General features: G+C 62.8%; 1 protein-coding gene. It reads right to left on the reverse strand.

The features are described 5' to 3' along the window. The coding region (gene acs / locus C8N42_RS21225) for an acetate--CoA ligase (protein ID WP_107818377.1) at window positions 1-1877 on the reverse strand (1877 nt) is incomplete at both ends.

Raw genomic sequence — 1877 nt, forward strand, 5'->3', positions numbered from 1 at the left:
TACAGCGAATTCTGTATCAACTCGTCGACGACTTGTGGTTCGGCGAGGGTTGAGATGTCGCCGAGGGAGCCTGTGTCGTTTTCGGCGATTTTGCGCAGGATGCGGCGCATGATTTTGCCGGAGCGGGTTTTGGGCAGGCCCGGCGCCCATTGGATGAAGTCCGGTTTGGCGATCGGGCCGATTTCCGTGCGGACCCATTTCTCCAGTTCGACGCGCAGCTCGTCGGAGGGTTCCACGTCGTTCATTAGCGTGACATAGGCGTAGATGCCCTGGCCCTTGAGCTCATGCGGCATGCCGACGACGGCGGCTTCGGCGACCTTGGCGTGGGCCACCAGCGCCGATTCGACCTCGGCCGTGCCCATGCGGTGGCCGGAGACGTTGATCACGTCGTCGACGCGGCCGGTGATCCAGTAATAGCCATCCTTGTCGCGGCGGCAGCCGTCGCCGGAGAAGTAATAGCCTTTGTATTGCTGGAAATAGGTCTCCTGGAAGCGCTCGTGATCGCCCCAGACGGTGCGCATCTGGCCGGGCCAGCTGTCCTTGAGGCACAGGACACCCTCCGCCTCGGTCTCCTTGATCTCCTCGCCGGAGGTGGCATCCAGAATGACCGGCTGCACGCCGAAGAAGGGCAGGGTGGCGGAGCCAGGTTTGGTCGGGATCGCGCCCGGCAGCGGGGTCAGAAGGTGCCCGCCGGTCTCGGTCTGCCACCAGGTGTCGACGATGGGGCAGTTCCCCTTGCCGACCACCTCATTGTACCAGTTCCAGGCCTCCGGGTTGATCGGTTCGCCGACGGAGCCCAGCACCTTGAGCGAGGACAGATCGTATTTCTCGACCCATTCGTTGCCCTGACCCATCAAAGACCGCAGCGCGGTGGGCGCGGTGTAGAACTGGTTGACCTTGTGCTTCTCGCAGACGGCCCAGAACCGGCCCGCATCGGGGTAGGTCGGCACGCCTTCGAACATCACGGTGGTGGCGCCATTGGCGAGCGGGCCGTAGACGATATAGCTGTGGCCGGTGACCCAGCCGACATCGGCGGTGCACCAGAAGACGTCGCCGTCGTGATAGTCGAAGACGTATTTATGGGTCAGCGCGGCATAGGCGAGATAGCCGCCGGAGCTGTGGACGACGCCTTTCGGTTTGCCGGTGGAGCCCGAGGTGTAGAGGATGAAGAGCGGGTCTTCGGCATTCATCGGGCGCGGCGGGCAATCAGGCGACGCGTGCTCCATCAGATATTTGACGTCCACGTCGCGGCCCTGGACCCAGGAGATCTGGTCGCCGGTGTGCTTGACGACGAGGCAGCGGACCTTGTCGGAACAGTGCAACAGGGCGGCGTCGGTGTTGGCCTTCAAAGGCGTACGGCGGCCGCCGCGGGGCGCGGTGTCGGCGGTGATCACGAGCTTGGCGCCGCAATCGTTGATCCGGTTGGCAAGCGCGTCCGGGGAAAATCCTGCGAAAACAATGGAATGGATCGCGCCGATGCGGGCGCAGGCGAGCATGGCATAGGCGGCCTCGGGGATCATCGGCAGGTAGATGACGACGCGGTCGCCGCGCATGACGCCTTGGCTCAAGAGCACGTTGGCCATGCGGTTCACCTTGTCGGACAGCTCCTTGTAGGTGATGTGGCGGGCGGGTTCGTTGGGGTCGTCGGGCTCGAAGATGATCGCGGTCTGCAAGGATTTGCGCGCCAGATGGCGGTCGATGCAGTTGGCGGAGACGTTCAAAACGCCGTCCGAATACCATTTGATATCGACGCGACCGAATTCGAAACAGGTCTTTTTCACCTGCGTGTAGGGCTCCATCCAGTCGAGCACCTTGCCCTGCTCAGCCCAGAAACTCACCGGATCTTCAACCGAGCGACGGTAAAGATCTTCGTAATC

Source organism: Celeribacter persicus (genome assembly GCF_003050785.1).
GTDB lineage: Bacteria > Pseudomonadota > Alphaproteobacteria > Rhodobacterales > Rhodobacteraceae > Celeribacter > Celeribacter persicus.